The organism is Christiangramia sp., assembly GCF_029937855.1.
Classification (GTDB): Bacteria; Bacteroidota; Bacteroidia; order Flavobacteriales; family Flavobacteriaceae; genus Christiangramia.
In genome coordinates this window covers 20,902-43,426 of the sequence record NZ_JAPYPC010000031.1, presented here as the reverse complement: position 1 = coordinate 43,426, position 22,525 = coordinate 20,902, and the positions used below count along the sequence as shown (strand labels likewise).

Below are 22,525 nucleotides of genomic sequence, written 5' to 3'. Positions count from 1 at the left end.
GGGGGCTAGCCCCCAATGATTTAATTTGAGTTGCATTTATATATTGAACTTAGAAGATCTGAAATGAATTCAGGATGAGTTTTTTCAAACTTTTTAGGCAGCCTCCTTTTAATTATATCCTAATTTTAGAAATCGAAATTAAAGGTGAAATTTATTCGGCCTCCTTCATCACCTACGTAATATCCAATGTTTCCTGTGAAGGCTTTAAAAGCGTTTATAAAAATAGATCCACCATAGTTGGTGTGCCAGTCATTGCTGTCATCTTCTTCTACCCAAACCCTACCATAGTCAAAACCTAAACTAGCTCCCACTCTTACCGGAACAAAATCTGTTCTAAATTGGGTGATCCCACTTCTTATATCAAAATTCTGATAAAAGGCATATTTACCGTTGAAACGTTCATTTCTATAGCCTCTCAGGCTGTTTCTGTTTCCACCTCCCAGGGTAGCGGCGTGATAGAATTCATAATTATCTCCAAGAATGGCTTTACCTCCTATTTTAGTAGCGATAGCGGCGAATCCACTTTCGTGAAGCGGATAATTTAAGGAAAGCATTGGGCTTACATACCCAAATTTGTTATCGTGATCGTCAATATTGGTTTTATAACCTGCAATAAGATCAAACTCGATACCTCTGGAAGGGAATGCAATACGGTCTTTATTAAAGTAGTTATAATTTAATTCTCCCCCCGCGTAAAGCTGACTTTCAAATATATCGTTGGACGGATTAAAAGCATCGGCTATAAACCTTCCTTCATCATAAGTAATTTCCAGAGATTCAATGATGGGCTTAATATTGAATTTTACCTTCTCATTTTTTCGATAAATTAACGAAGGCGCAAATCTCCACTGCTGAATTTTCACCCGGTTATAATCTTTACTTACTTCATCCTGGTCGTATTCTGTTTCGTTCCCTGTTCCAAAATAGTTGATGACAAAATTCGGACTGGAATAATAGGCATCAAGCCCCAGATTCCAGTTGTAAAAAATATGTGCAAACTCACCTGAGTATTTTACATCGAATCCGGTCGTAGCGAAAAAATAATTAGCAGATAAACTATGCCTGGCAGTAAAAGGATTCCTAACGAGTCCTTTCGTGGTATAGGTGTTTTTCACTCCAAGGCTAAAACCCTGGTCTGAATTAAAATCGGCACTCGGAAAGAAAGTATATTGTCTTATTTTCTTTTTATAGGGATCATAATTATTGATCTCATAAGAATCTACCAGCATTTTACGTGCGCCCGGAGTTTTAATAGTATTTTCCTTGCTCTTATAGTCATATAATTTGGCGCGTCTTGTATTTTGAAAATCATAAATGTCGTTTTCTTCGCCACCTATTACTTTAAGTGGAACCAAACTGGAACCTTTTCCAGTAATTTGAAATTCATCGTCTCCATCCAGACCATACACCCAAACTTCTCTCGTATTATCTGAATTATAAGATTTTTCAGCAAGATCTTCACCATCTTTATTTTTCAGGTTGATAGTGGTTATTCCATTTGGTTTTCTTGTAATTATAAACTTATCGTCATCTTCGGTTCCTGTGAACATATCAAACTCTGCTAGGTGCTTATAATAATCCCTTGCAATTTTTTCAAGGTTGCCTCTACGAGCTTTCATGGTCTTTTTTATTTCAGCTACATAAGCATCCTCAGTTAAATCTTCAGGTAAAACATTGAAAGCTTCCTGAATTACCTCATCAGTAATATTTTGCTGAATATAATTAACTTGTTTTTGCCAATCTTCCCATTCTGCATTTCTAATAAATGCCTTGTCCAGTGGATAACCGGCAATATTGAACCATTTTGGTCTTTTCACCATAGGACTATATTCTTCCATCGCTCTAAAGTCCGGAAAGCCAATTCGCAAGAGGGATAATGCAAAACCATCGGTTTTAGGAAATACCTGATCACGATCTTTGGCAATGGGAAGGTACTTTTTCCTGCCGTTTTTATCTTCAAATTCGGCCCATTCATACTGGCCTTCGTGTCTATCCCAGTCTCCAAGCAACATATCAAGTAACCTTGCCCTAATAAACATGTCTTCATCTACATACACATCTTTGGTTTCCCGCATATCGAGTAAAAGATCTGAGGTATTTAAAATATCCTCAGCACCTCCAAAGATTTCAAGATCTTTATTTTCACCACCTATATGTGCTTCAAACATATATAATTCATCGCCATAATCTTCATTATAAATCCCCAATGCTTCCTGTTTAGGAACATAATAAAGACTTGAATTTGGGTGAAAAATGTTCAATTCATCCATAAACCTTCCGGCAGGAAAGGTTCCGTAGGGAAATGCAGTGGTATAAAAATCCTGAACGTATCTTTCAGCTACGGTGTTTTCCAGGAAATCTTCGACATAATGAGTAGTTACTACAGTAGTTTGTAGAAACTGTAAGGCGCTTTTTTTAAGAGCCCGCATCGTGTATTCATGTCCATCTTCATCAACAAAGCCTAAAGATCTGGATTGGTGGCCTCCTCCTGCACCTAAAATTTCCAGATCTCCCGGAATTGTATCCAGGTACAAAACCGGGAATTCAAATTTTCTGCTATATAAAGGACGGTAATGTTCTCCCCAGATCGCCTTGAAAAGGCCATCTTTATCTGTTTCTTCTTCGGTGTACACAGAAGCCATGGTAGTTTTCCCAAGCCGGGTTTCTGGCCATTCAACTTCGTCCAGGCTTAAACGTTCTCTGGAGATTTGGGCATTGAAAATCTTTTCTGAACCTGAAGGCAAAACTTTAAAAAATTCTGCATTGGAACTTCCATCTTTATTAATATTTATTTTAGCATAACCAAGGTCGTAAGTAGCGAAATCCCCATTGTCTTTCTCGGGTTTTGCCTTTGCAGGATTTTCAGTAACTCCGGCTATGATTTGTTCTACATTATCGTCCTGAACATATTGCAGATTTTGGTCGTTCCCAGATACAAAAATAACATCATTATACTGCCTGGCCAGTGCCTCAAGAGTTCCCATCAGTTGTTTAAGCTGAGGGTTTCTCCGGGTCTGGCTTCCTGCACCTATGATTTTCTGAAAAAAACCTAATTTTGTTTGGGTCATCACGGGGTGGTGAACAGCCACAATTACAGTTTTCAGCTGGCTATCCTCCAGTTCATCATTAAATGCTTCCCTAAACTGGACCCGGGTTTTAATTTCACATTTATTATTAATGTAGGGATGCTCATCCCAATCTTCAAGATACCATTGAGAATCTATCATTATAAGCTGCACCTCTTCACTCAGGCTCTCACTCTCAATAGGGCAACCATCGTTAGGCCAAAATTTTGCCCTGGAATTATCCTGTAAAAAGGATTCAAGATCATCTATATTATCCGGAGCGTCATCCTGCCACTCATTATAGCCCGGAGTAAAAATGATATTCCCCTTAAAATCCTCTATAAGATCGAGTAAGTTTTTCTGAAGATCCTGTTCTACCTGGTCACGACCATTATCCTTATCCGGGAATCCTTTTTTAGGTACGATGTTACCTACGATCACAAGGCTAGCAGAATCTCCTTTTTTTGAAGCTTCCACGATCTGATTTAGTATTTTCTGATTGGATTCATTACTTCTCAACGCCGTATTGGAGGTAATATAGACTGAATGCACCTTCTCCTTACTGTTCGAAAGTCCTTCTTGTGCCTGGATTGAAAAAATTGTGAAAAGTAGGGATAGGGTTAAAAAGCTTAAATCTTTGGAAATTTTATTTTTGTATAGGTCTTTTATAATGCTCATAGAAGCTAGGGGTGTTTGTTTGATTGAGTTGCCTTTGTAGTTTTTATAACTTTCAAAAAAATCTAATAATCTTAGGATAGCATAGCTCTTTATAATACTTTAACATCCAGGACTAAAATTTTTATTAATAAAAATGCTGTAGAAATTTAAGATAATTTTCCTTGAGTTTTTAGCAATACCTAATTTGATTTATTCCTTTGAGTAAAAAACTTATTTTACTATTTCTTCTTTTTTGTTTTTTCGGAACGCGGACGCAGGAATTGCCACCGGTTGCGAATTATGACCCAAATAAATATTCGGCAGGTAACCAAAATTGGATGATTGCCCAGGACGTACATCGAAATCTGTATTTTGCCAATAGTACCGGTTTACTGGAATATAATGGCGAAAAATGGCATCTATATCCTGTTCCAAATAATACGGTAGTTAGATCTCTCAAAGTGGTTGGAGAGCGTATTTATACCGGTGCTTATATGGAAGCTGGTTATTGGGAGAGGAATGAACTTGGTGTCTTAAAATATACCAGTCTGGTGTCCAGATTTCCTAATGGGATTGGGGATGGAGAACAGTTTTGGGACATTGAAATCATCGATGGTTTTATTCTATTTCGAAGTTTTGGCGGCATCTATTATTACGATCCTTTAAAAGATTCAATGTATATGATGGATAATGCCCTGGGGAAACCAGTCTCGGGAATTTACAATCATGAGGGAGAATTGTTTTTTCAACTGGTAGGAGAGGGTCTCTTTAAAGTTCAAATTAGGGTTATTTGAGAATCCTTATCGATATATGAATGCAGATCTTGAAGTTCCTTATTCTGAACATCAGGAAATTGCACGTGATATTGCGAAAAAATCAATCGTTCTTTTAAAGAATGAAGGTCATCTTTTGCCGATAAAATCTTCGGTAAAAAAAATAGCGGTGATCGGTCCATTGGCCGATGATAAAGATACTCCAATTGGGAACTGGAGAGCGCAGGGAGAAAGCAATTCCGCAGCTTCAGTACTTGAAGGATTAAAGAATGCCAATTTAGATGCTGAAATTACCTATGCAAAAGGAGTAACATTGGGAGAAGGAGAACGCAGCTTTTTAATGCCATTGGAAATCAACAAGACCGACAGATCTGGAATTCCTGAGGCGGTGAATAAAGCAAAAGAAGCGGAATTGGTGATTATGGCGCTTGGAGAGGATGCATTCCAGTCTGGAGAAGGAAGAAGTCAGGTAAATATAGGCCTTGCCGGATTGCAGATGGAGTTGCTGAAAGAAGTTCAAAAGGTCAATAAAAATATTGTTCTCGTACTTATAAACGGAAGACCGCTGGAATTAAGCTGGGCTTCTGAAAATATTCCTGCTATTGTTGAGACCTGGCAACTGGGGTCTGAAAGTGGAAATGCAATTGCAGATGTTCTTACCGGAAAATATAATCCTTCCGGTAAGCTACCGGTTTCTTTTCCAAGAGCTGTAGGGCAGGAACCTTTATATTACAATCGAATGAGCACGGGCAGGCCATCTAACGATCAACATGTGACATATTCTCATTATACAGATATTGAAAACGGACCTCTTTATCCTTTTGGTTTCGGACTTAGTTATACCAATTTTGAGTATGGAGCACCAAAACTTTCTTCTGAAAATTTAAATGAAGGAGGAGAAATTAGTTTAAGTGTACGAATAACTAATACCGGAGAGGTAAAGGGAAAAGAAGTTGTGCAACTTTCTTTGCATGATCTTGTGGCAAGCATTGCCCGGCCCATCAAAGAATTAAAAGGCTTTGAATTGGTGGAGCTTGAACCGGGAGAAACCAAAACTGTTACATTTAATATTACTGAAGAAATGCTTACATTTTATACCGCTTCAGGAAAATGGGAAGCAGAAGATGGAGAGTTTGAACTTATGGTAGGTGGAAATTCAGAGGAAGTACAAACCGTAAAATTTAATTTCAGCAAATAATGAAAAGTTATCCAGTTCTATTTTTAAGTTTATTCTTCGGAATTGTCAACTCAATAAAAGCTCAGGAAAAAGTGATATTTCAGGAGGATTTTAATGGAGATAGCCTGGATACGAGTATCTGGAATTATGAAGAAGGGGATGGTTGCCCAAATTTGTGTGGTTGGGGAAATAATGAAAGACAGATATATGACCGCGATTATGTGGAGGTAAAGGGTGGAAATCTGGTGATCACCGCCGTGAAAAAAGATAATCAATATTATTCCGGAAAGATAAATTCGAAAGATAATGTGGAATTTACGTTTGGAGTTATAGAAGTAGGGGCAAAAGTAGCTACAGGCAAAGGCCTCTGGCCTGCTATATGGATGTTGGGTACTGATATTAGCGAGGTTAGCTGGCCTGCCAGTGGTGAAATTGATATTCTGGAATACATAGGGCGGGAGCCGGGAATGATTTTTACTTCACTACATACCCCGGCAAGTCATGGAAATACGGTGAATACAAAAAAGACGAAAATTGAAGGTATTGAAGAAGGTTTTCATAAATATAAAGCAGTCTGGACTAAAGATTATATCGAATTTTTCGTTGACGATAAGCAGCTTTATAAATTCACTCCGGAACAGTATGATGCTAAACATTATCCTTTTCGAAAAGACTTCTATTTTTTGATCAATATGGCGGTAGGCGGAAATTTAGGTGGAGCTGAAATTAAAGATGAAGCCCTTCCAGATAAATTCTATGTAGATTATATCAAAGTAACTGAATTACCTGAAGAATTGAAATAATTTTCGTTCTTCCTCGTCATGCTGAACTAGTTTCAGCATCTTTAGCTAGAGACCCTGAAACGAGTTCAGGGTGACCTTGTCATTCCGGGAACGTGAGGATTTTCTTTTACAAGGTGAGTACGTTTTTTCACGTCATTCCAAGCGTAGCGAAGGAATCTCTTACATAGAGACTGCTTCACTTCGTTCACCGTGTCATATACTTTTAATCCTCGTCATGCTGAATTTATTTCAGCATCTGTAGAGATCCTTAAACTAGTTGAGGGTGATGCCGTGAACCTGTCGAGATATTTTGTCATTTCGACCGTAGGGAGAAATCTCAATCCGGCAGAATTTTCATTTGAGAAGATCCTTCACTCCACTATGTTCTGCTCTTAATAACATTTTATTTGCTAATTCAAATTCCGCTTTTCGATAAAAAAACGTTTTAACAAAGAGGAGGCTTCTTCTTCCAAAACTCCTGATTTTACTTCGGTTTTTGGATGGAGCTGTACACCGAATTTTCTATAGCCCCTTTGTGAATCTTCAGCTCCAAACACAATTTTCGAGATCTGACTCCAATAAAGTGCTCCGGCACACATCTGGCAGGGTTCCAGAGTGATATACATGGTGCATTTTTGTAAGTACTTTCCACCCAGAAAATTTGCGGCCGCAGTGATGGCCTGCATTTCAGCATGAGCAGTTACATCATTCAGTGTTTCGGTAAGATTGTGGCCGCGGGCGATGATACGGTCATTTATAACTACCACAACCCCTACCGGAATTTCCCCTTTTTCGAAAGCTAATTCAGCTTCTTCCAAAGCTTTTTTCATAAAATATTCATCGTTAAAGGGAGACAGCATCTTTTAAAATTTTCAGGAAAGATATAAATTTTGGGATTCCTTTGGAATGTCTTAATCAGAATTCAATTTGCATAATGTAACTTTGTTGGGTATGGCCGAGATTCTTAAAAATATACACAGTCCTGAAGAGTTAAGAAAGCTGGATCCAAAAGAACTGCAGCAACTCGCGCAGGAACTTCGTAAATTCATAATTGACATCGTAGCTACTAAAGAAGGACACCTTGGTGCGAGTCTCGGCGTTGTGGAGCTTACCGTGGCTTTACATTATATCTTTAATACGCCTGAAGACCTTCTGGTATGGGACGTTGGCCACCAGGCTTATGGGCATAAGATTCTAACAGGAAGAAGGGATATTTTTGATACCAACAGGCAGTTAAATGGCTTAAGCGGATTTCCAAAACGGGAAGAAAGTGATTATGATACTTTTGGGGTGGGACACTCTTCTACTTCTATTTCGGCGGCACTGGGGATGGCCATAGCCTCAAATTTAAAAGGGGAGACTGGAAAACAACACATAGCTGTAATTGGGGACGCCTCTATTGCCAGTGGGATGGCTTTTGAAGGCTTGAATCATGCCGGGGTAACCAAAGCAAATTTACTGGTAATTCTTAACGATAATGCTATAGGCATAGATCCCAGTGTTGGCGCTTTAAAGGAATACCTTACCAAAGCGAGGGTTGGGCATAAACCTGCCCGCGATAATATAATTGAGGCGCTCAATTTTAAATATTTTGGTCCGGTTGATGGTCATGATCTTGAAGGTCTTTTGGATATCCTTAGGAAAATGAAGCAAATCAAGGGACCTAAATTCCTTCATGTAATCACCAAAAAGGGAAAAGGGCTTAAAAAGGCTGAAGAAGACCAGGTGAAGTATCATGCCCCAGGTAAATTTGAGCCAGAAACTGGGGAATTACTGAAATATGATACCGATGGTCTTCCGCTGAAATACCAGGATGTTTTTGGGCTTAGCCTTGTAGAGCTGGCTAAAAAGAACGAAAAGATCATTGGGATTACCCCCGCAATGCCTACCGGTAGTTCCCTGAAATATATGATGGAGGCATTTCCGGAGCGTGCTTTTGATGTTGGGATTGCCGAACAACACGCCGTTACGCTTTCCGCAGGAATGGCTACACAGGGATTTATTGTTTTTTGTGCTATTTACTCCACCTTTTTACAAAGAGCTTACGATCAACTAATCCACGATGTGGCTCTTCAAAAATTGCCGGTAGTGTTTTGTCTGGATCGAGCGGGACTTGTGGGAGAAGACGGCGCAACCCATCATGGTGTTTTTGACCTCGCTTATGCCAGGCCTATTCCCAATCTTATCATTGCCGCCCCCAGAAATGAAGTAGAACTTAGAAATTTGCTTTATACCGCGCAGTTGGGATTGGATTCTCCCATGATTATTCGGTACCCAAGAGGGAGAGGTGTGTTAAAAGATTGGAAGTTGCCATTTAAAAAGATTGAAATTGGAGAAGCAGCGTGTTTAAAGCAAGGATCGGAAATTGCAGTTTTGAGCATTGGCAATATGGCGGGAAATGTAAAAAACGCTATTGAAAATCTTGAAAAAAGTAAACAGGCAAAGATCGCTCATTATGATATGAAGTTCGTAAAGCCCCTGGATAGGAAAATTCTGAATAAAATTTTCAGGAAGTTTTCTAAAATTATCACTGTGGAAGACGGAGTTAAGAATGGAGGTTTTGGATCTGCAATTTTAGAATATGCTTCAAAGCATGATTATAAGGGAGATGTAGAAGTACTAGGAATTCCTGACGAATTTATTGAGCAAGGAAGTGTGGACGAATTACAAGAAATCGCAAAAATTAACGTTCAAGGAATACAGCAAACGCTGGAATCTATGAATTGATTTTTTTATTTTCGCAATTCCGAAAACCTTAGCCCATAAATGAAGCTCCAAATCTTACTATTTTTATTCTGTATTATATCAATTAAAACTTTAGCTTCTGAATTTAAGTATGTTGTGGAAAATGATACTACGGCAGTAGCTTCAAAGGACACTACTACTTCAGATTCCATGCTGATCTATTGGACAGAAAAGAATACGTTCGGACTTAATCTTAGTGAAGTAGCTTTTGTGAACTGGAATTCAGGAGGAAATAATTCGGTTTCAGCATTATTTTATGCCAATTTCCAGAGGGATTTTGAAAAAGATCATACCGTTTGGAAAAATGCGGCGACTTTACGCTACGGGATCAATGCCCAGGAAGGTAGGGAAATAAGGAAAACAGAGGATGAACTTAGATTTAGTTCTTCGTTTGGATTTAGAAAGGACAGTATCTCAAACTGGTATTATTCAGCCAGGTTTAGTTTTAATACGCAGTTTTCAAACGGGTATAAATATCCAGATACGGAGGTTCCTATTTCTCAGTTTATGGCTCCTGGTTATACTTTCCTTGGTGCGGGAACCGAATTCTCCCATCCCGAAGAAGACTTAACCGTTTATCTTTCGCCTATCACATTTAAATCTACTTTTGTGCTTGATCAAAAACTAGCCAATGAAGGAATGTTTGGAGTGGAACCTGCGGTAACAGACGAGCTTGGGAATATTATTAGGGAAGGTGAAAAGTTACGAACTGAATTTGGTTTCCTGGTTACCAGCGATTTTAGTAAAGAGGTATGGGAGAATATCAACCTAAACAATCAGCTGAGTCTATATTCAGATTATCTCAATAAATTTGGGAACATCGATGTAGACTGGCAATTAGCCGTGAATATGAAGGTGAACGATTTTGTAAAAGCCAATGTAGGCACACATATTCGTTATGATGATGATGTGAAATTTAAGGAGGACACCAATAATGATGGTAAACTGGAAACTTCCGGTCCGCGTATTCAATTGAAACAAATGCTGGGTGTGGGAGTGGTTTACGAATTCTGATTTTAATCTTTTAAATTCCGAGGGCTCTGCGTCGGGGATAGATCGTCGGTTTCAAGAAATTATTTAAGCTTTGTACGTTGTTTTCCGGGTTCGTTAATAGTACGGGAAATAGTGACAGTAAATTCAGTTCCAAAACCTTCTTCACTTTTAAGAGAAACCTTGCCACCATGGGCATTAGCAACCATTTTTACCAGCGTAAGGCCAATTCCCCAACTTTTAAGATCTTTGCGATTGCCATCTTTATTATGATCTAAAAATTCAAAAATTTCCTTTTGTTTTTCTTCAGGAATAGGGGCGCCGTGATTATGTAAAGACAGGTTTAAATTTTGGTCATTCTCTTTAGTAACCTTTAATCTTATAGGTCTTCCAGATTCTCCATATTTAACTGCATTAGTAAGAAGGTTTTCTAAAAGCCGTCTTATGGCAATGGGATCATAAATTCCGTCCAGATCCTCATCCTCACATTCAAAAGTTATATTTTCGGAATAAATTACCTGAGCTTCTTCAAATATTGTTTTGATTTCCTTATATAAATTTAGTTTAGAAAAACTCAACATCATTCCTTCACCAGCTTTTATGGAGATTGAATCCAACAGGCCTTCTACCATATTCAAGGCTTTATCCACGCTGTTCATTGTCATTTTCTTGACTTTTTGAATACGTTCGGGGCTGGTGTCAAGGTCTAACATTTCTACTCCCAGGCGTGCTGCAGATAATGGGTTCCTAATATCGTGCGCAAGGGTCCCGATGAGTTTATTCTGCATTTCCTGAATAGATTCAGTAAAAGACTGTATAGATTTAAGTACAGCTTTATCTATACAGCATTTAAGCAAATGGAAGATCGCAACATCCTGGTAATTATGCTCGTTTAATATTTGTAAAATTACATTATGGAATATTATGTATTCGCGAAGGATCTGGTCTGCCGTAAAATTGACTGAAGAAGCTCTGTGCCTACCATGTTCCAGACTATTTTCTTCAATCCTGGCGATTTTATAATCTTCGGTATCCCATTCTATTGTTTCATGTCTTTCGGTAATATCTATAATATCATCAAGAATATTGGGAATATGATCGTAAAGAGCAATTTTATTAGTGTATCTCGATGCAACTACATTTTGTAAAACTTCCTTTTCCCAGGTCTCAATAATCTGTTGATGATTATTTTTAAGAATTTGCGTAATTTTTTTCATGTAAATATTTTGGGTGGCAGGCTGGGATTTGAAACACCAATATTGTGAATACCGCTGAAATATAATAATATCTAATTAATATGGAAGCTAATAATTAAAATTCTTAAATTCAGGCATTTAATCCCTGAAATTTTTTAAAAGAAGCCACGGTCATGCCATCGGTAAGGGAAGCGGTGTAAGAACAAATTCCTATTAATTTTTGATACACTGAATGTTCTTCTCCAAGATAATTTAATTGGGGAATTGATTTTAGGACGAGCCTTGTAAAATTAGAATCTTCATCATTCCCTTCCGGAAGTATTGCTTTGGTATAAATATCCAGCAAATAAGAAAGCATTCTATAGCCGGCAATCTCTTTGCTTATCACCTCTTCACTCTGATAAATTTTCTCTACGCTTATTTTGATAATATCTTTGATCTGTGCTTCATAACTGCTCTTGTCAAAAAGAGATTCGTGAAATTCACCTTCTAGAATCGAATCTTCATTTTGAAGAAAAATTTCGGCAGCTTCCGTTATAAGAGTATTTATAGCCAATGCGCGTAAATAAGCAAGCCTGTCTGCCGTGTTTTTTAACTGGTTATATTTCCCTGTGTTGATGTTATTTTTTACCAGTTTAATAAGATATTCCAATGCATAATCTTCATCGATCAATCCCAGGTTGATACCGTCTTCAAAATCGATAATGGTATAGCAAATATCGTCTGCCGCTTCTACAAGAAAAGCTAATGGATGGCGGGTATAACCAATATTGTTTCCTTCTCTTGTGGTCTTAAGACCTAATTCTTCAGCAACTTCTTCAAAAGTTTTACGCTCACTTTGGAAAAAACCGAATTTTTTATCTTCAATGTTCTTAGAAGGTTTATGTGGAAGGGATTCTTTTGGGTATTTGGTAAATGCACCCAAGGTGGCATAAGACAATCTAAGGCCTCCTTCAATTCCCGGCCTGTTTTCTGTAAGGATCCTGAAACCATTGGCATTACCTTCAAATTTGATAAGATCCTGATATTCTTTTTCTGAAAGGCGATCTTTGAACCGTTTTCCGTTTCCATGACTAAAATATTCGCCTATGGCTTTTTCTCCGGAATGGCCAAAGGGGGGATTTCCAATGTCATGGGATAAGGCAGCTGCAGCAACGATGGCTCCGAAATCATTCATTTGATAGCCGTAGGTGTCTCGTAAATGTGGATGTTTTTCCAATAACTTTTGCCCGGTTAGCCTGCCCAGGGAGCGACCTACTACTGAAACTTCTAGACTGTGAGTTAATCTGGTATGGACAAAATCTGTTTTGGAAAGCGGGATCACCTGTGTTTTATCCTGAAGGCTCCTAAATGCAGATGAGAAAATTATCCGGTCATAATCTACTTCAAAACCAAGTCTGGTTTCATCCTGTTCTTTTCTAAGTCTTTTATGTGTGTCTCCAAATCGCTTTAAAGATAAGAGTTGTTCCCAGTTCATTTTTAATGATAGTTGTCACTAATTAATAATCGGTAGATTTCAGTGGGCTAAAAATAATTAAAAAAGCTTCGTTTAAAAATTTTGCGGAAGGGATCCGGGTATTTTATTCAGAATCTTAATGCCAGTAGAAATAAAAAAAGAGAGGCAAAAACTTACCTCCCTCTTCTTAATTCAAATTTGAATTAGCCAAATTTTTAAGATCCGCACATCAGGCAGTCATCGCCTTCGCCTTCTTTAGATTGAGCAATGATCGCTCTTAATTCTTCTGGAGACAGCGCACCTTCCTGTTCAGATTGTTTTGATATTACCGGTTCAGCTTTTGCTTTTAATTTCTCGGCAGCTTTTTTAGGTGCTTCAGATGTTACCGCGACAGGCTCTTTTTTCTTCTCTTTTTCCAGGGTGAATTTAATGGCATCCACCGCAGATTTTGTTCTAAGATAATACATGCCTGTTTTCAGTCCGCTTTTCCAGGCGTAGAAATGCATGGAAGTTAATTTGCTGTAATTGGCATTTTCCATGAACAGGTTAAGGGATTGTGACTGGTCTATAAAGTAGCCACGATGCCTGGACATATCAATAATATCCTTCATGCTCATCTCCCAAACCGTTTTGTAAAGTTCTTTAAGATCATCAGGAATAATATCAATATCCTGAACAGAACCGTTGTTACGCATTATGGCATTCTTCACATCGTCTGTCCAAAGATCCCGGGCAACCAGGTCTTCCAGTAAATGCTTGTTCACTACAATGAATTCTCCGGAAAGCACCCTTCTGGTGTAAATATTTGACGTATAGGGCTCAAATGCCTCATTGTTTCCTAATATCTGTGAAGTGGAAGCTGTGGGCATAGGCGCAAGAAGCAGTGAGTTTCTAACACCATTCTTGATCACTTGCTTGCGTAAATTTGACCAATCCCATCTCCCGCTGAGATCTTCATCTTTAATTCCCCAGAGGTTATACTGAAATTCACCTTCACTAATTGGTGAACCTTTAAATGTGGAATAAGGACCTTCTTCTTTAGCCAGTTCCATTGAAGCCGTAACGGCACCAAAATATAGGGTTTCGAAGATTTCCTGATTTAACTTTTTAGCTTCATCTGAAGTAAATGGCATGCGTAATTTAATGAAAGTATCGGCAAGCCCCTGCACACCTAATCCTACAGGGCGATGACGCATATTAGAATTTTCAGCTTCTTTAACCGGATAGTAATTTCTATCGATTACCGTGTTCAGGTTTTTTATGACACGTTTGGTGATCTTAAAAAGTTCTTTATGATCAAATTCGTTTCCTTTGATGAACATTGGAAGTGCGATCGAAGCCAGGTTACAAACTGCAACTTCATCTGGACTCGTATATTCAAGAATTTCAGTACAAAGATTTGAAGAACGGATGGTTCCCAGATTCTTTTGATTAGATTTCCTGTTAGCCGCATCTTTATAGAGCATATAGGGAGTTCCTGTTTCAATTTGGGATTCCATAATTTTTTCCCAAAGCTCCCGTGCTTTTATGGTTTTTCGGCCTTTACCTTCCTCTTCATACTTTTCATATAGCTTTTCAAAATCTTCGCCGTAGGTGTCAAAAAGGCCTGGGCACTCATGAGGACACATTAAGGTCCATTGTGCATTCTGCTCCACTCTTTTCATAAATAGATCTGGCATCCACATGGCGTAAAACAGGTCGCGAGCGCGCATTTCTTCTTTTCCGTGGTTCTTTTTCAAATCCAGGAAATCCATGATATCTGCATGCCATGGTTCCACATACATCGCGAATGATCCTTTTCTTTTTCCGCCTCCCTGGTCCACATATCGGGCGGTATCGTTGAAAACACGAAGCATAGGTACAATTCCATTAGAAGTACCGTTTGTTCCCGAAATATAAGATCCGGTTGCACGAACATTATGAATAGATAAACCGATACCTCCGGCCGACTGGGAGATCTTTGCGGTTTGTTTTAGCGTATCGTAAATCCCATCAATACTGTCGTCTTTCATGGTTAAAAGAAAGCATGAAGACATTTGTGGTTTTGGGGTGCCAGAATTGAATAAAGTAGGTGTAGCGTGTGTAAAATATCTTTTAGACATCAGCTCATAAGTCTCTATAGCAGCGTCTAAATCATTTATATGTATGCCAATAGAAACGCGCATCAACATATGCTGTGGGCGTTCTGCAATTTTCCCGTTTAATTTCAAAAGATAAGATCTTTCCAGCGTTTTAAATCCGAAATAATCATAGCCAAAATCACGGTTATAGATAATAGTAGAATCCAGTTTCTCCTTATTGTCCATGATTACCTGGTAAACTTCATCTGAAAGCAACGGAGCCTTTTCGTCTGTTCTGGGATTTACATACTCATATAAATCTGTCATTACCTCAGAGAATGTCTTTTTAGTATTCTTATGAAGGTTGGAAACTGAAATTCTTGCTGCAAGCTTAGCGTAATCTGGATGTGCAGTAGTCATGGTCGCTGCAATTTCTGCTGCAAGGTTATCAAGCTCACTGGTGGTAACATTGTCATAAAGGCCTTCGATTACCCTCATGGCTACTTTTACGGGATCTACAAGTTCATTCAGGCCATAGCAAAGTTTTTTAACTCTTGCTGTAATTTTGTCGAACATGACGGGTTCTCTCCTGCCGTCTCTTTTTACTACGTACATACGCTACAGTTTTAGTTAGTGATGCTGAAACCTCTTGGGAAAAAGCATTAGCATCCCAGGCCGGTGGTTATAACCGGATTATTAAATTAAAATTTCGGGTGAAAATATTAAAGCTCAACCGGCGCTACGTTGGGGGACGCAGCGCAGTTGCTCTTTAGAAATCAGCATCAAAACTGATTTCATCTGATTCTTTGTCTTTGTTCATAACGCCTGCTTTCTGGTATTCGCTAACGCGTTTTTCGAAGAAATTGGTTTTACCCTGCAGGTTGATCATATCCATAAAGTCGAATGGATTAGACACATTGTACTCTTTTTCACATTCCAGCTCTACCAGTAGCCTATCGGTTACAAACTCAAGGTATTGAGTCATCAACTTGGCATTCATTCCTATAAGGCTTACCGGAAGTGATTCAGTTACAAACTCACGTTCTATATTTAAAGCATCAATAATGATCTCGCGTATTTTTTCTTTAGGCACTTTGTTCACCAGGTGGTGGTTATGAAGATGTACTGCAAAGTCACAGTGCATCCCCTCGTCCCTGGAGATTAATTCATTAGAGAAGGTTAGACCCGGCATTAATCCACGTTTTTTCAGCCAAAATATAGAACAAAAGGCTCCTGAAAAGAAAATTCCTTCTACCGCTGCAAACGCAATTAATCTTTCAGCGAATGAATCAGATTCGATCCACTTCAATGCCCAGTCTGCTTTTTTCTTGATGGCAGGAAACACTTCTATAGCTTTAAACAACTGATCTTTTTCCTTTTCATTTTTTACATAAGTATCAATTAGTAAAGAATAAGTCTCAGAATGGATGTTTTCCATCATGATCTGAAATCCGTAGAAAAATTTGGCTTCCGAATACTGAACTTCATTTACAAAGTTTTCAGCAAGATTTTCGTTTACAATCCCGTCTGATGCAGCAAAAAATGCCAATATATGTTTTAAGAAATAGCGTTCATCGGCATTTAGCTTGTCATTCCAATCTGTAAGATCCTGATGAAGATCTATTTCTTCTGCGGTCCAAAAACAAGCTTCCATTTTTTTATACCAGTCCCAAATGTCATGATGTTTAATTGGAAAGATCACAAAACGATCTTTATTTTCCTGTAAAATGGGTTCTGTTTGGGCCATATTTTTCTAGTTATTTGGGTTTCAGCTGGTTTTTATTGAAAAGTGTTTAACAAATATTTAAAAATGAGACGTATAATGAAAGAATTCTGGCTAAACGTTTTCAACAAAGTTTTCAACACGCTTAAACCTAAGTTTTTCATAGGGTCTTGTTAAAGGTAAAGTGTAAAATACTGTATTACAACATATTATAAATTGTTAATAATTTTATGAATTTAAAAATATAATATCTAAAATGAAAGAAATTAACGAGCCAAAAAAACACTCAAATTCCTTTCTTTAGAAGTTTTATTTAATACGAAAACCGGTAAAATTTTTACCGGTTTTCTAGAAAACAGAACTAATTTTTTGGTTGGCAACCTATAAAATTATTGGAATAAAATTTTTTTTAATTAGGTAATATGCCACATTCAACTTCCAGGATAGAAATCTGACACCTAAAATTTTTACTTGTATTTAATCGCGGGGGGGGAAAGATTTAAAAAAAAATCTTTTCAGTAGGTTTCAGGATTTGAAGAATTTAAATATAGGGAATTAGTAGCGAAAAATATAATATATATTACTGAAAATTAATCTATTGCCTTATTTGTTAACAGTGAAATTTTTAGCAACTTCTTCAAGTTCATTATACCAATCCTCACCAAATTTCCGAATAAGGGCATCTTTGGTGAATTTGTAAATAGGAACCTGTAATTCTGCTCCAAGGCTGCAGGCGTCATCACAAATTTCCCAGCGATGGTAATTTACAGCAGCAAAAGAAGAATAATCCTGAACCCGAACCGGATACAGATGGCAGGAAACCGGTTTTTTCCAGTCGATATCTCCCTGGTTGTATGCTTCTTCAATTCCGCAGAGCGCTGTGCCTTTATCATCAAAAGTTACGTAAGCACAATCGGCATCATCTATTAAGGGAGTCTCTATTTCACCATTTTCCCTGGTGATATAAACGCCCTGTTTTTCAATGGCTTCTATACCTTCTTTACGCAAATATGGTTTTACTTTAGGATAAATTTTTTCCATAATCGCTCTTTCTTCTGGCTCAACGGGAGCGCCAGCTTCCCCATCTATACAGCAGGCGCCTTTACAGGATGAAAGATTACACACAAAATCATTCTTAATGATCTCTTCAGAAACTAAAGTTTTGCCTAATTGAAACATGGGACAAAGATAATTTTCTATGTTTTACGAAGAAGAATTTGAAGGATAAAATTCATATAAAATTAACAGGGTACTTGAATTGTCAATCAGATAATCTAAAGTACTTTTGCACGCAATTTTGAAAATTACTGGTGATGTTTAAAGTATTAGATTTCAGGCAAATATTTACTGCAGGGATGATTCTTTTTGCGGTGATAGATATTATTGGGAATATCCCGATCATCATTGATCTGCGTAAAAAAGTTGGTCACATTCAAAGTGAAAAGGCTTCTATCGTCGCGGGGATTATTATGATCGTTTTTCTTTTTCTGGGAAAGGAGATTTTAAATCTTATAGGTATAGATGTAAATTCATTTGCGGTGGCGGGTTCTTTTATACTTTTCTTTCTCGCTTTAGAAATGATTCTGGGAATAAGCCTTTACAGGGATGATGCCCCGGAAACCGCTTCAGTGGTTCCTCTTGCATTTCCATTGATAGCAGGTGCCGGTACTATGACTTCTTTGGTTTCTTTACAGGCTGAATATGAAACGGTAAATATCATTGTAGCTATCGTTATCAATATTATATTTGTGTACCTGGTTTTAAAATCCTCCGGAAAGATTGAAAAGGTTCTGGGAAGCCAGGGGATTAATGTAATACGAAAAGTGTTTGGTGTTATCCTTTTGGCAATCGCCGTAAAGCTTTTCGCTACGAACATTCAGAATTTATTTTCATGAAATATTTTATTTATACTATTATTTTTTTAGCTGTCGCTTTTATTGGAATTAGTGTTCAGTCTCTAGACCTGGATAATGTACTGGAAGGTGATAGTGGTAATGCGTTGATTGTAATTGCTGCCAGTCTTTGTGTGATTGTGCTTATGGTAATTCTACTGGTTTCCAGAACCATTTCTAAAAAACACCAATAAATATGGATTTTGATGTATTAATCATTGGTGGTGGGGCTGCAGGCCTTTCCTGCGCACTCGTAATAGGTTCTGCCCTTGATAAGCCTTACGCTGAAAATAGAAAAGCGGGAATTATCCTGCATCAAAAATCTTCCCATCTACAATCTGCCTTACTCCAAAATGTATTCGGAATTTTACCCGGGACAAAAGGACTGGATGTTTTAAAAGCAGGGGCGAAACATCTTTCTGATCTCTACCCGGAAATGCAACAGATTACGAAGGAAAAAGTAAAAGAAGTCACTGAAATAGATGGCGGGTACCGTGTAATTACCAATAAAAGTGAATACTCTTCTAAAAAAGTCGTGGTAGCAGTCGGCTATAACAATCCGTTTAATATCAATGGACTTGAAGAGTACCTTATTCCGCATAAAAAGGCTAAAGCCGCTAAAAATAGAATTCAACTAAAGAATGAGGATCATATAGTGAGACCTGGTTTGTATGTAGCGGGTACACTGGCCGGATGGCGCAGTCAGTTTGCTATTGCCAGCGGAAGCGGTGCTGCGGTAGCAACCGATATTTTAACCGACTGGAATAATGGAGAGCATACGAAGGTGCATGATAAACTATCTTAAAAAGTATAATATAAAACTCAGGGGAAGTGTAGCCACAGCCATTATCATGAAACTCTGCTGGAGATTTCTAAATAATAAGGCACGTTTTAACTGTTTTTTAAACTGAGTATCATCGCTGGAAGCTATTTGTTTTTTTAGAAGGTTTCTTGAAACATTAGAAGAATTAACCAGAATATCCTTTTTGAGAAAAAGATAAGTGCTATTATCCAGGAGTCTGAATGAGATGGCGATAATGAACAGGAATAAAGGTGCTAGGGGCCAAATCGCCGATAGATATTGTAAAAAATTTTCCATCAGAATTCCAAAGTATTATTTTTCCCTGGACAACTCAATCACTTTCTGAATTATTCGATCATCTTCATTTAAATATCGTTCAAATGCATTAGTGCCAAAAAGTTGCTGAGCAATTTCGGCCTTTAAATATTTCTTTAATAGTGGTTTGCGTTCTTCGCTTGTTTTTTCAATTCCCAGGTTCATAGTACGTAAATACCGATCAAAATCGTTGATCATTTCTTCGGTAATTATGATCTTGTCCCTGAAATCTTCTTTAGGGACAGCATTGTAATATTCCCTGTTTTTTTCCAGGATATCAAAAACAAAACGGCTCATATATCCACTGCGAAGTAAAAATGTAAGCTTCTCTTTTTCAGAATCGGTGTCTTTGGGAACAAAAATATCTGGAATGATACCGCCGCCCCCATAGACAATTTTGCCACCCGGAGTTTTATATTTTAAAGAATCATTTACCTCGATACTGTCGGCATTATTCAATTCGCCATTTTTGTAGCGCCGCATATAGTCATTGAAGTAAGACTCGTTGCCATTTTCATAAGGTTTCTGGATAGATCTTCCCGTTGGAGTGTAATACCGCGCAATAGTGAGCCTAACAGCACTACCGTCACCTAATTCCATTTCACGTTGCACCAGGCCTTTGCCATAAGAACGGCGTCCCACAATGATGCCCACGTCGTTATCCTGCAAAGCTCCGGCCACCACTTCACTTGCGGAGGCAGAATTTTCATTGATGAGCACAAAAACTTTCCCGTTTTCAAAGTCGCCTTTTTTTTGCGCATAGGTTTCTTCAATAGCTCCGCTTTTATTTTTGGTGAAGAGGATGAGTTTATCGTCTTTAATAAATTCATCGGCAATGTTGATGGCTTCTGAAAGGTACCCGCCGGGATTGTTTCTAAGATCCAGAGCTATTTGTTTTGCTCCATTTCGCTTCAGGTCTTTAATTGACTCGCTAAATTCTTCATAAGTGGTTTCAGAAAAACGGTCTATTTTAATGTAGCCTAAATCTTCAGTAAGCATATAAGAAGCATCAAGGCTTTTAAGAGGAACTTTTCCGCGTTTCAGTTTAAAAGTGAGCAGGTCTTTAATTCCTTTTCTTAAAACCTTTAGGGTAACTTTTGTATTTGCCTTACCCTTAAGTTGAGTGGTAATGGAGTCATCACTTATTTCCCGATCAAATAGTTTTTCACCATTGGCATATAGAATTCTATCTCCACCGCGAATACCAATCTTTTCGCTTGGCCCACCTTCCAGTGCTTTTATCACCACTATAGTATCCTGAATTTTGTAAAAACTTACTCCAATACCCACGAAATCACCTTTCATATTTTCGGTAACCCGGGCATATTCCTCCTTTGGAATATATACCGAATGAGGATCGAGGTTCTCCAGAATTTTATTTACCGTTACATCTACAATACTATCTGTATTCACGTCGTCTACATATTCATAATCTATGTAGTCTATAAGTCGGTTAAGCTTTTGTTTTTTAGGGTTCGCAGAAAAAAGCTCATCTGTAGGATCAAAATCCAGCCTGGCGCCGAGAATTAAGCCAATGGCGCAGGCGATACTAAGTAATAGTGGCGTGTATATTTTTCTTCCTTTCAATCTTCGAGTGCTGTTATTTGCTCAAGTTCAACTCCTGCTTTTTTTAGAAAATTGAGCCCGGAATTGTCTTTATAATCAATTTGATAAACCAGTCTGCTTATACCAGATTGGTGTATTAATTTACTGCATTCCTTACACGGTGACATGGTAATGTACAGCGTAGCATCTTTACATGATTGCGTGGAACCTGCTACTTTAAGGATTGCATTGGCTTCAGCATGTAAAACGTACCATTTGGTATAACCTTCTTCATCTTCACAAAAATTTTCAAACCCAGTTGGTGTACCATTGTATCCGTCAGAAATTATCATTCTATCCTTTACAATTAACGCGCCAACCTGTTTTCTATTACAATGAGATAATTTACTCCATTCCCGGGCAATTCTCAAATATGCCTTATCGTATTTTAGCTGTTTTTTCTTATTCATGGCAACTATAAAGTCTCATTAGCAGATATTAATAATAGCCTGCAAATTAAAAGATTATTGTGAAAAATTGAGGTTAAAGATTTTTTAATCTACAAGGCCAGATAACTTTCTACGAGAATGGGAAGAATAATTCCTATGACAATGGAGGCTGTGACTATGATCCAATCCCTTTTGGAAACATTCAGTATATTTTGAAGCAGGAAGCCGATGATCATAACAGCCAGCACCACTATAATTTGTGCAGTTTCAATTCCTAAAGCAAATTCTACCAATGGCCAGAATTTACTTTCAGATCCCGCAGCGATCATTTTAAAGTAAGAAGAGAAACCAAGGCCGTGAATGATTCCGAAAAAGGCGGTGGTGAAATAAAGTATACTAAAGTTGTTATTTTTAACTTTTCTCCCCGCTGTGGCGATATCGAAAATAGCCGTCGCCAAGATGGTTACGGGAATTAAGAACTCTACATAATTGGCATCAACCCTTACAATTTCGTAAACCGACAGGAAAAGAGCAAGAGTATGGCCCAACGTAAAAAGAGTGACCAGCCATAAGACCCGCTTCCAGGTGCTAAAACCGTACGAAGCTACCAGAACTATTAAGAAAAGTACATGATCGTATGCCTGCCAGTCCAAAACGTGGTCTAGCCCAAGTTCAAAATACAGCCAAAATTGGGACATGGTTGGTGGTATTAGGGAATTATCGAAAGTACAATTTATTCCTATAAAAGCAAAGTGGTATTTACGCTGCCAAAAATTGCAGATCATTACCTATTTAAAATACCACTTTGATGGTATTTTTTAAACAAAGCCTTGGGGTTATCTTAGCATCGTCCAATAAATGGTACTTGTGATTATTGATTGATACTTGCGGGAATTTG

At 38.0% G+C, this 22,525-nt stretch carries 18 protein-coding genes; 8 read left to right on the top strand and 10 right to left on the bottom strand.

Features of this window, described 5'->3' with window-relative positions:
• Positions 1 to 125: 125 nt before the first annotated feature.
• Positions 126 to 3,743 carry a metallophosphatase gene (locus tag Q1K34_RS14715; RefSeq protein ID WP_300440469.1) on the bottom strand — a complete coding sequence of 1,206 codons (3,618 nt, stop codon included), beginning with the start codon at positions 3,741 to 3,743 and terminating at the stop codon, positions 126 to 128.
• A 197-nt stretch (positions 3,744 to 3,940) separates the two neighbouring features.
• Between Q1K34_RS14715 and Q1K34_RS14710 the strand changes: the two genes are divergently transcribed.
• Genes Q1K34_RS14710 through Q1K34_RS14700 form a run of 3 tightly spaced genes read left to right on the top strand, consistent with a single transcriptional unit; the run spans position 3,941 to position 6,475 of the window.
• Positions 3,941 to 4,516 carry a hypothetical protein gene (locus tag Q1K34_RS14710; RefSeq protein WP_300440466.1) on the top strand — a complete coding sequence of 192 codons (576 nt, stop codon included), beginning with the start codon at positions 3,941 to 3,943 and terminating at the stop codon, positions 4,514 to 4,516.
• A 16-nt stretch (positions 4,517 to 4,532) separates the two neighbouring features.
• Entirely contained in the window at positions 4,533 to 5,693 is a 1,161-nt protein-coding gene (locus Q1K34_RS14705) for a glycoside hydrolase family 3 C-terminal domain-containing protein (protein ID WP_300440462.1), read from the top strand.
• Positions 5,693 to 6,475, top strand: a complete 783-nt coding sequence (locus tag Q1K34_RS14700) for a glycoside hydrolase family 16 protein (RefSeq protein WP_300440459.1) — start codon at positions 5,693 to 5,695, stop codon at positions 6,473 to 6,475. The genes Q1K34_RS14705 and Q1K34_RS14700 overlap by 1 nt, the downstream gene beginning before the upstream one ends.
• 389 nt (positions 6,476 to 6,864) lie before the next feature.
• On the opposite strand, the gene Q1K34_RS14695 is transcribed toward Q1K34_RS14700, so the two are convergent.
• The gene (locus Q1K34_RS14695) at positions 6,865 to 7,314 is read right to left on the bottom strand and encodes a nucleoside deaminase (RefSeq protein ID WP_300440456.1); all 450 of its coding nucleotides are present in this window, start codon (positions 7,312 to 7,314) and stop codon (positions 6,865 to 6,867) included.
• A gap of 91 nt (positions 7,315 to 7,405) precedes the next feature.
• Here Q1K34_RS14695 and Q1K34_RS14690 point away from each other — a divergent pair, with 91 nt between their 5' ends.
• Positions 7,406 to 9,181 (top strand): 1-deoxy-D-xylulose-5-phosphate synthase, encoded by a 1,776-nt coding sequence (locus Q1K34_RS14690; protein WP_300440453.1) that lies wholly within the window; start codon positions 7,406 to 7,408, stop codon positions 9,179 to 9,181.
• Between the two features lie 39 nt (positions 9,182 to 9,220).
• A complete protein-coding gene (locus Q1K34_RS14685) occupies positions 9,221 to 10,213 on the top strand; it encodes a DUF3078 domain-containing protein (protein ID WP_300440450.1) in 993 nt (330 codons plus the stop codon).
• Between the two features lie 59 nt (positions 10,214 to 10,272).
• Here the strand turns inward: Q1K34_RS14685 and Q1K34_RS14680 are convergent, their stop codons facing one another.
• The 5 genes from Q1K34_RS14680 to Q1K34_RS14660 all read right to left on the bottom strand — a co-directional run bounded on the left by Q1K34_RS14680 (position 10,273) and on the right by Q1K34_RS14660 (position 17,803).
• Complete coding sequence (locus Q1K34_RS14680) at positions 10,273 to 11,406, bottom strand: sensor histidine kinase (protein WP_300440447.1); 1,134 nt, start codon at positions 11,404 to 11,406, stop codon at positions 10,273 to 10,275.
• Positions 11,407 to 11,515: 109 nt separating this feature from the next.
• Positions 11,516 to 12,862 (bottom strand): dGTP triphosphohydrolase, encoded by a 1,347-nt coding sequence (dgt, locus tag Q1K34_RS14675; RefSeq protein WP_300440444.1) that lies wholly within the window; start codon positions 12,860 to 12,862, stop codon positions 11,516 to 11,518.
• 194 nt (positions 12,863 to 13,056) lie between these two features.
• The gene (locus Q1K34_RS14670; protein WP_300440441.1) at positions 13,057 to 15,516 is read right to left on the bottom strand and encodes a ribonucleoside-diphosphate reductase subunit alpha; all 2,460 of its coding nucleotides are present in this window, start codon (positions 15,514 to 15,516) and stop codon (positions 13,057 to 13,059) included.
• Positions 15,517 to 15,670: 154 nt separating this feature from the next.
• On the bottom strand, positions 15,671 to 16,648 hold the full coding sequence (locus Q1K34_RS14665) for a ribonucleotide-diphosphate reductase subunit beta (RefSeq protein WP_300440438.1): 978 nt from the start codon (positions 16,646 to 16,648) through the stop codon (positions 15,671 to 15,673).
• 579 nt (positions 16,649 to 17,227) lie between these two features.
• Positions 17,228 to 17,803: a DUF3109 family protein gene (locus Q1K34_RS14660; RefSeq protein WP_300440435.1), complete on the bottom strand. Its 576-nt coding sequence runs from the start codon at positions 17,801 to 17,803 to the stop codon at positions 17,228 to 17,230.
• 134 nt (positions 17,804 to 17,937) lie between these two features.
• Here Q1K34_RS14660 and Q1K34_RS14655 point away from each other — a divergent pair, with 134 nt between their 5' ends.
• From Q1K34_RS14655 to Q1K34_RS14645, 3 genes are read left to right on the top strand one after another with little or no spacing between them, the layout of a single operon-like run.
• A complete protein-coding gene (locus Q1K34_RS14655) occupies positions 17,938 to 18,519 on the top strand; it encodes a MarC family protein (RefSeq protein ID WP_300440432.1) in 582 nt (193 codons plus the stop codon).
• Positions 18,516 to 18,710 (top strand): hypothetical protein, encoded by a 195-nt coding sequence (locus Q1K34_RS14650; RefSeq protein WP_300440429.1) that lies wholly within the window; start codon positions 18,516 to 18,518, stop codon positions 18,708 to 18,710. Before Q1K34_RS14655 ends, Q1K34_RS14650 begins: the two co-directional genes overlap by 4 nt.
• 2 nt (positions 18,711 to 18,712) lie before the next feature.
• Complete coding sequence (locus tag Q1K34_RS14645; protein WP_300440426.1) at positions 18,713 to 19,321, top strand: FAD-dependent oxidoreductase; 609 nt, start codon at positions 18,713 to 18,715, stop codon at positions 19,319 to 19,321.
• Between the two features lie 309 nt (positions 19,322 to 19,630).
• Here the strand turns inward: Q1K34_RS14645 and Q1K34_RS14640 are convergent, their stop codons facing one another.
• The 3 genes from Q1K34_RS14640 to Q1K34_RS14630 all read right to left on the bottom strand — a co-directional run bounded on the left by Q1K34_RS14640 (position 19,631) and on the right by Q1K34_RS14630 (position 22,325).
• On the bottom strand, positions 19,631 to 21,220 hold the full coding sequence (locus Q1K34_RS14640) for a S41 family peptidase (RefSeq protein WP_300440424.1): 1,590 nt from the start codon (positions 21,218 to 21,220) through the stop codon (positions 19,631 to 19,633).
• On the bottom strand, positions 21,217 to 21,648 hold the full coding sequence (locus tag Q1K34_RS14635) for a dCMP deaminase family protein (RefSeq protein WP_300440423.1): 432 nt from the start codon (positions 21,646 to 21,648) through the stop codon (positions 21,217 to 21,219). Before Q1K34_RS14635 ends, Q1K34_RS14640 begins: the two co-directional genes overlap by 4 nt.
• Before the next feature lie 89 nt (positions 21,649 to 21,737).
• On the bottom strand, positions 21,738 to 22,325 hold the full coding sequence (locus tag Q1K34_RS14630) for a HupE/UreJ family protein (protein WP_300440421.1): 588 nt from the start codon (positions 22,323 to 22,325) through the stop codon (positions 21,738 to 21,740).
• Between the last annotated feature and the right edge of the window lie 200 nt (positions 22,326 to 22,525).

Excerpts from the sequence above, each read along its gene's own strand:
- Q1K34_RS14670 (WP_300440441.1), bottom strand. The coding sequence starts at position 15,516 with ATGTACGTAGTAAAAAGAGACGGCAGGAGAGAACCCGTCATGTTCGAC.
- Q1K34_RS14635 (WP_300440423.1), bottom strand. The coding sequence starts at position 21,648 with ATGAATAAGAAAAAACAGCTAAAATACGATAAGGCATATTTGAGAATT.
- Q1K34_RS14705 (WP_300440462.1), top strand. The coding sequence starts at position 4,533 with ATGAATGCAGATCTTGAAGTTCCTTATTCTGAACATCAGGAAATTGCA.
- Q1K34_RS14630 (WP_300440421.1), bottom strand. The coding sequence starts at position 22,325 with ATGTCCCAATTTTGGCTGTATTTTGAACTTGGGCTAGACCACGTTTTG.
- Q1K34_RS14715 (WP_300440469.1), bottom strand. The coding sequence starts at position 3,743 with ATGAGCATTATAAAAGACCTATACAAAAATAAAATTTCCAAAGATTTA.
- Q1K34_RS14655 (WP_300440432.1), top strand. The coding sequence starts at position 17,938 with ATGTTTAAAGTATTAGATTTCAGGCAAATATTTACTGCAGGGATGATT.
- Q1K34_RS14680 (WP_300440447.1), bottom strand. The coding sequence starts at position 11,406 with ATGAAAAAAATTACGCAAATTCTTAAAAATAATCATCAACAGATTATT.
- dgt (WP_300440444.1), bottom strand. The coding sequence starts at position 12,862 with ATGAACTGGGAACAACTCTTATCTTTAAAGCGATTTGGAGACACACAT.
- Q1K34_RS14665 (WP_300440438.1), bottom strand. The coding sequence starts at position 16,648 with ATGGCCCAAACAGAACCCATTTTACAGGAAAATAAAGATCGTTTTGTG.
- Q1K34_RS14690 (WP_300440453.1), top strand. The coding sequence starts at position 7,406 with ATGGCCGAGATTCTTAAAAATATACACAGTCCTGAAGAGTTAAGAAAG.
- Q1K34_RS14660 (WP_300440435.1), bottom strand. The coding sequence starts at position 17,803 with ATGTTTCAATTAGGCAAAACTTTAGTTTCTGAAGAGATCATTAAGAAT.
- Q1K34_RS14700 (WP_300440459.1), top strand. The coding sequence starts at position 5,693 with ATGAAAAGTTATCCAGTTCTATTTTTAAGTTTATTCTTCGGAATTGTC.
- Q1K34_RS14645 (WP_300440426.1), top strand. The coding sequence starts at position 18,713 with ATGGATTTTGATGTATTAATCATTGGTGGTGGGGCTGCAGGCCTTTCC.
- Q1K34_RS14650 (WP_300440429.1), top strand. The coding sequence starts at position 18,516 with ATGAAATATTTTATTTATACTATTATTTTTTTAGCTGTCGCTTTTATT.
- Q1K34_RS14695 (WP_300440456.1), bottom strand. The coding sequence starts at position 7,314 with ATGCTGTCTCCCTTTAACGATGAATATTTTATGAAAAAAGCTTTGGAA.
- Q1K34_RS14685 (WP_300440450.1), top strand. The coding sequence starts at position 9,221 with ATGAAGCTCCAAATCTTACTATTTTTATTCTGTATTATATCAATTAAA.